This window comes from Bradyrhizobium altum, assembly GCF_020889705.1.
Classification (GTDB): Bacteria; Pseudomonadota; Alphaproteobacteria; order Rhizobiales; family Xanthobacteraceae; genus Bradyrhizobium; species Bradyrhizobium altum.
Genome location: NZ_JACMYP010000397.1, coordinates 1 through 5,628 on the forward strand (window position 1 = coordinate 1; position 5,628 = coordinate 5,628).

The window sequence follows — 5,628 nt, forward strand, 5'->3', positions numbered from 1 at the left end:
CGACGCAGGCCCAGGCCGCGCCGCTGCCCGGCACGCAGCCGACCTCGGTCCAGCCGCTGCCAGCGCCGGTTACGGTGCGCTAGGCCAACCGGCAAACTCATCATTGAAAAAGGCGCGCGAACAGCGCGCCTTTTTTATTTGCCGATCGATGTCCGATCTCAGGCCAGCCGCCGCGGCGGCTCGCTGCCCTTGGTGAAGGCGTCGATGCACGCGACCATCTGCTGATAGTGCGTCTGCAAGCTCTCGCGCGTCGCATAGCCGAGGTGCGGTGTGATCACGACATTGTCGAGCTTGCGGAGCGGGTGATCTGACGGCAGCGGCTCGACCGAGAACACGTCGATGCCGGCGCCGGCGATCTTCTTCTCGCGCAGTGCGACGAGGAGGGCGTCTTCGTCGACGATCGGCCCGCGCGCGGTGTTGACGAGATAGGCCTGTGGCTTCATGCGGGCGAGATCGGCAGCGCCGACCAGTCCGCGTGAGCGCGGGCTCAGCACGACATGGATGGTGATGATGTCTGATGTCGCGAACAGCTCGTCCTTGCTGGCGTAGCCGACGCCGGCCTCCTTGCATTTCTCCGGCGTCAGGTTGGGGCTCCAGGCGATCACGTTCATGCCGAACGCCTTGGCCATGCCGGCGACCTTGCTGCCGAGCTTACCGAGGCCGATGACACCGAGCGTCTTGCCCTCGATCTCGGTGCCGGCAAAGCTCTGCCAGGGCTCGCCGGCGTGCATCCGCGCATTCTCGCGGCCGATGCCACGGGTCAGCTCCAGGATCAGGCCCATGGTCAGGGGCGCGGTGGGATCGCGGCTATATTGGGTGCCGCACAGCACCACCTTGCGTTCCTTGGTGGCCTCCATGTCGATCGCGGCGTTGCGCATGCCCGACGTGATCAGCAGCTTCAGCCTGGGCAACGCGTCGAGCAGGCTGCGCGGGAACGGTGTGCGCTCGCGCATCGCGCAGATGATCTCGAAATCCTTCAGCTTCTCCGCTGCTTCCGCCTCGCTCGCGAACGGCTTGTCGAACACGGTGACCTCGACGCGGCCCTTGATCGCCGGCCAGTCGGCCAGCGAAAGCGCGATGTCGAAGTAGTCGTCGAGGATTGCACAGCGGAGCCGCGTCATCGGAAAGGTCCATTCAGGGTGAGGGCGACGGCGGACAATCAACCGTCGGGGAGTCGCGCGCAATCGGCGGGCACGCAAGCGGCCGCAGTTTCAAAAAAGCGGCGATTGCCGGATGGCTCAGGATGGCCTGCGCGTCTTCGCGGTGCGGATATCGGCGAGCATCGAGCGGACCGCCGGCGACAGCGCCATCTGCTTGGCACGGCAGGCCGGACCCGGGCCGCGCATATAGTGCAGTTCCGGCCGGTAGGGATTGAAAGCCTTGGCAACGAAAGCCCGCCAGAAGGCGCTTAATTCGGCGAACAGCGTCGTCTCGCATTTGGTCGTCGGGCGCGAAAGAGGTGCTGAAATGATGGTAGCCATGACGTGGCCTCAACTGTTTGTCGCGGTTCTGCCGCGAAAATCGCCGTTTTCGGCGTTGAGAACGAGTTTTGGCCTGATTTATTAAAAGATAGTTTCAATTGTCGTGATTCGGCGCGCACATGGTGTCGAACCCGTAATCACCCGTGGCGAATGGACGGAACGTGGTGAACGGATGGAAAACGACCGCCCTGCGGTTGCGCTTTCGGGGGCCGGCCGTTACATCGGCCACAGCAAAATTTCCACAAATCGGATCAATTCCAGGGACAGCGGATGGCTCGCCAGTTCATCTATTTCATGCAGGGTCTGACCAAGGCGTATCCGACCCGCAAGGTGCTCGATAACATCCATCTGAGCTTCTACCCGGACGCCAAGATCGGCGTGCTCGGCGTCAACGGCTCGGGCAAGTCGACGCTGCTCAAGATCATGGCTGGTCTCGACAAGGAGTATAACGGCGAGGCCTGGGTCGCCGAGGGCGCCCGCGTCGGCTATCTCGAGCAGGAGCCGCACCTCGATCCCGCACTCAACGTCCGTGAGAACGTCATGCTCGGCGTCGCCAAGCAGAAGGCGATCCTCGACCGTTACAACGAACTGGCCGTCAATTACTCGGACGAGACCGCTGACGAAATGACCAAGCTGCAGGACGAGATCGAGGCGCAGGGCCTGTGGGATCTCGACAGCAAGGTCGACCAGGCGATGGACGCGCTGCGCTGCCCGCCCGATGATGCCGATGTCACGAAACTGTCGGGCGGTGAACGCCGCCGCGTCGCGCTGTGCCGCCTGCTGCTCGACCAGCCGGAATTGCTGTTGCTGGACGAGCCGACCAACCATCTCGACGCCGAGTCGGTGTCATGGCTGGAAGGCCATCTGCGCAACTACCCCGGCGCGATCCTGATCGTGACCCACGACCGCTACTTCCTCGACAACGTCACGGGCTGGATCCTCGAGCTCGACCGCGGCAAGGGCATCCCCTACGAGGGCAACTATTCGTCCTGGCTGCAGCAGAAGCAGAAGAGGCTCGAGCAGGAAGGTCGCGAGGACGCCGCGCATCAGAAGACGCTGGCCCGCGAGCAGGAGTGGATCGCATCCTCGCCAAAGGCGCGTCAGGCCAAGTCCAAGGCACGTTACCAGCGCTATGAGGAGCTGCTGAAACAAGCCAGTGAAAAGCAGACCCAGACCGCGCAGATCACGATTCCGGTTGCCGAGCGCCTCGGTCAGAACGTTGTCGACTTCGAAGGCCTCAGCAAGGGTTTTGGCGACCGCATGCTGATCGACGATCTCACCTTCAAGCTGCCGCCGGGCGGCATCGTCGGTGTGATCGGTGCCAACGGCGCCGGCAAGACCACGCTGTTCAGGATGATCACCAAGCAGGAGACGCCGGACAAGGGCTCCATCACCGTCGGCGAGAGCGTACATCTCGGCTATGTCGACCAGTCGCGCGACGCGCTCGACGGCAAGAAGACGGTGTGGGAGGAGATCTCGGGCAACAACGAGCTGATCCTGCTCGGCAAGAAGGAAGTCAACTCGCGCGGCTATTGCTCGTCGTTCAACTTCAAGGGCGCCGACCAGCAGAAGAAAGTCGGCGCGCTGTCGGGCGGTGAACGCAACCGCGTGCATCTCGCCAAGATGCTGAAGTCGGGCGCCAACGTCCTGCTGCTCGACGAACCGACCAACGACCTCGACGTCGACACGCTGCGTGCGCTGGAAGAGGCGCTGGAGGATTTTGCCGGTTGCGCCGTCATCATCAGCCATGATCGCTGGTTCCTCGACCGCATCGCGACCCACATCCTGGCCTTCGAGGGCGACAGCCATGTCGAATGGTTCGAGGGCAACTTCCAGGATTACGAAAAGGACAAGATGCGCCGGCTCGGCCAGGACAGCATCATTCCGCACCGCGTGAAGTACAAGAAGCTGACGCGTTGATCCAAGATATCGTCATGCCCGGCCTTGTGCCGGGCATCCATGTCTTTGCTTCCCGGATACAAAGACGTGGATGGCCGGGACAAGCCCGGCCATGACGAGTGGATAGGGCAAGCATCACGATGCCCTACATTGGCAGGATCGTGACGGCATCGCGGCGCAATCTGCGGCCAGTTGTCGCTTTTCAAGTGCGCGGGATTGCGTAGATAGAGCGCTCCGCAATTCTCAATTCCGCGAGCACTCCAACATGTCCGCACTATCAGACGCGCCCGCCCGCTCGAAGGGCCGGTCGCTGCGTCCCGTTCCCATGCTGATCTTCGGATCGCGCTGGCTGCAATTGCCGCTCTATGTCGGCCTGATCATCGCCCAGGGCGTCTATGTCGTGCTGTTCCTGAAGGAGTTGTGGCACCTGTTCGCCCATGCCTTCGATTTCAGCGAGCAGCAGATCATGCTGGCCGTGCTCGGCCTGATCGACGTCGTGATGATCTCGAACCTCCTGGTGATGGTGATCGTCGGCGGCTACGAGACCTTCGTGTCGCGCCTGAACCTGCAGGGACATCCGGACGAGCCGGAATGGCTCAGCCACGTCAATGCCAGCGTGCTGAAGATCAAGCTGGCGATGGCGATCATCGGCATCTCCTCGATCCACTTGCTGCGCACCTTCATCGAGGCCGGTGCGCTGTCGTCCGGCAAGGGCACCTACACCGAGACCGGCGTGATGTGGCAGACCATCATCCACTGCGTCTTCATCCTGTCGGCGATCGGCATCGCCATCGTCGACAGGCTGTCGAACGACTCGATCGAGGGCGCCAAGCAGCAGGTTGGGCATTAGCCGGGACAACTAATAATGGCCGGCGCGGCGTCATCGCGCCGCGCGTTGGCCGAACAATGCCGGCGCGGTGATCCTGCCCAGCCATTCCGGGATTTCCGCGGCCCCGCGCGGGAATCCGCGCGCCATCGCGAGGATGAATGTGGTCTGCCAGACGCCGAATAGGACCAGCCAGGCCAGCCAGTCCGGGAATTTGACGATCGCGCCGTAAACGGCTCCGGCCGCTATGGCAGCGATCCAGTTCACGACAACGCTGTCGAGCCGCCTGAAGCCGGGATTGGTCAGCAGGACGCCAAGAATTGTGATCGCGCCGCCAACGGCTCCTCCGACGCAGCCGATGACGTAGCCCATGAACGGATTATTGCCGAGCGTGTCCCTGACTTCGGCGGGGGTGGCGGTTGTGTCGGCGGTACCGGCGTCAGCGGCGGCGGTGGCGACAGCTTTCGAATACTGGCCGAGTGACTGAAGCGTGACGCTGCTGGCATCGTAGGCCGCGATCCAGGCCGCTGACGTCACCGCAACCACCAGTGCCAGCTGGAACCGGTCCTTGACGCCAAATATGAAGTTGCAGATCGCGACCACCAATCCAAATATCACACCGGGCAGGATCGTTATCCCACCGGTCGGCGTGGAATCCACGAACGAATATTGCAGAACGCCGGTGGCATACCTCACGGTAATGAAGCTGCCGACAACCGAGAAAAGCGCCAGCACGACGAAGGGCCAACTGGATCGGCCGCGCGACTGCGCGCGCTCGGCCGCCAGCATGCGGTCCACCGCGGCGCGCGTCTCGGCCGCGGCACTGCCCTGCGGCTCCAGGATCGTGACCGCCTTGAGATAGGCCGGGACCTGGTCGAGCGAGGTCGGCGCCATCATCACCGGCAGCACGCGATTGCTCGGGTTCGGCCACTTGGCTCGGGCAAAGGCGAGCTCGCTCAAGGTGTAGCGTCCCTTGGTCACCGATTCCGGGCTGATCAGGAACACCATAAAATCGCTGCTTTCGATGGCTTTTTCGACGCGCGCATCAAAGCTATCGCCCGGCGGGAGATCGTCGTGCGAAAAGAAGACGTCATGGTCGCAATTGCGCAGGGACTGAGCGATGTTGTCAGCCTGCGATTCCAATTCGGAGGGAAATGACAAAAATATGCGCATGGCAAAACTTACCACCCAGAATTGAATTCTGACATTGCCGAATCCACGTTGCAATGCCTGTTTCCGCGGGGTGAGATCGATCATGAAATGGCCTGCCACCATCGTCGCATGCGCGGTGCTGCTGTGTACGCCGCTGCAGCGGCCCGCATCCGCCGCCGACGCCGCGTTCACCCAGTTCATCGCCTCGCTGTGGCCGGAGGCGAAGGCGGCCGGCGTGTCGCGCGAAACCTTCGATCGGGAAACACGCGG

Annotated in this window: 5 protein-coding genes and 1 pseudogene; 3 read left to right on the forward strand and 3 right to left on the reverse strand. The window is 62.7% G+C overall.

The features are described 5' to 3' along the window. Nucleotides 1-158: 158 nt before the first annotated feature. Entirely contained in the window at nucleotides 159-1,121 is a 963-nt protein-coding gene (locus H8B02_RS44645) for a D-2-hydroxyacid dehydrogenase family protein (RefSeq protein WP_229172118.1), read from the reverse strand. A gap of 117 nt (nucleotides 1,122-1,238) precedes the next feature. Next, entirely contained in the window at nucleotides 1,239-1,481 is a 243-nt protein-coding gene (locus H8B02_RS44650) for a hypothetical protein (RefSeq protein ID WP_229172119.1), read from the reverse strand. Nucleotides 1,482-1,751: 270 nt separating this feature from the next. Here H8B02_RS44650 and ettA point away from each other — a divergent pair, with 270 nt between their 5' ends. After that, nucleotides 1,752-3,401 carry an energy-dependent translational throttle protein EttA gene (gene ettA, locus H8B02_RS44655; protein ID WP_212311631.1) on the forward strand — a complete coding sequence of 550 codons (1,650 nt, stop codon included), beginning with the start codon at nucleotides 1,752-1,754 and terminating at the stop codon, nucleotides 3,399-3,401. A gap of 244 nt (nucleotides 3,402-3,645) precedes the next feature. Next, a complete protein-coding gene (locus H8B02_RS44660; RefSeq protein ID WP_229172120.1) occupies nucleotides 3,646-4,230 on the forward strand; it encodes a TIGR00645 family protein in 585 nt (194 codons plus the stop codon). Nucleotides 4,231-4,260: 30 nt separating this feature from the next. Here H8B02_RS44660 and H8B02_RS44665 read toward each other — a convergent pair whose 3' ends face one another. After that, nucleotides 4,261-5,550 (reverse strand): toll/interleukin-1 receptor domain-containing protein, encoded by a 1,290-nt coding sequence (locus H8B02_RS44665; RefSeq protein ID WP_229172121.1) that lies wholly within the window; start codon nucleotides 5,548-5,550, stop codon nucleotides 4,261-4,263. Between H8B02_RS44665 and H8B02_RS44670 the strand changes: the two are divergent. After that, nucleotides 5,495-5,628 (forward strand): annotated as a pseudogene (locus H8B02_RS44670) (lytic murein transglycosylase); the annotation flags it as partial. The gene H8B02_RS44665 and the pseudogene H8B02_RS44670 overlap by 56 nt on opposite strands.

Coding starts and splice junctions, on each gene's coding strand:
- H8B02_RS44645 (WP_229172118.1), bottom strand. CDS start 1,121: ATGACGCGGCTCCGCTGTGCAATCCTCGACGACTACTTCGACATCGCG.
- H8B02_RS44650 (WP_229172119.1), bottom strand. CDS start 1,481: ATGGCTACCATCATTTCAGCACCTCTTTCGCGCCCGACGACCAAATGC.
- ettA (WP_212311631.1), top strand. CDS start 1,752: ATGGCTCGCCAGTTCATCTATTTCATGCAGGGTCTGACCAAGGCGTAT.
- H8B02_RS44660 (WP_229172120.1), top strand. CDS start 3,646: ATGTCCGCACTATCAGACGCGCCCGCCCGCTCGAAGGGCCGGTCGCTG.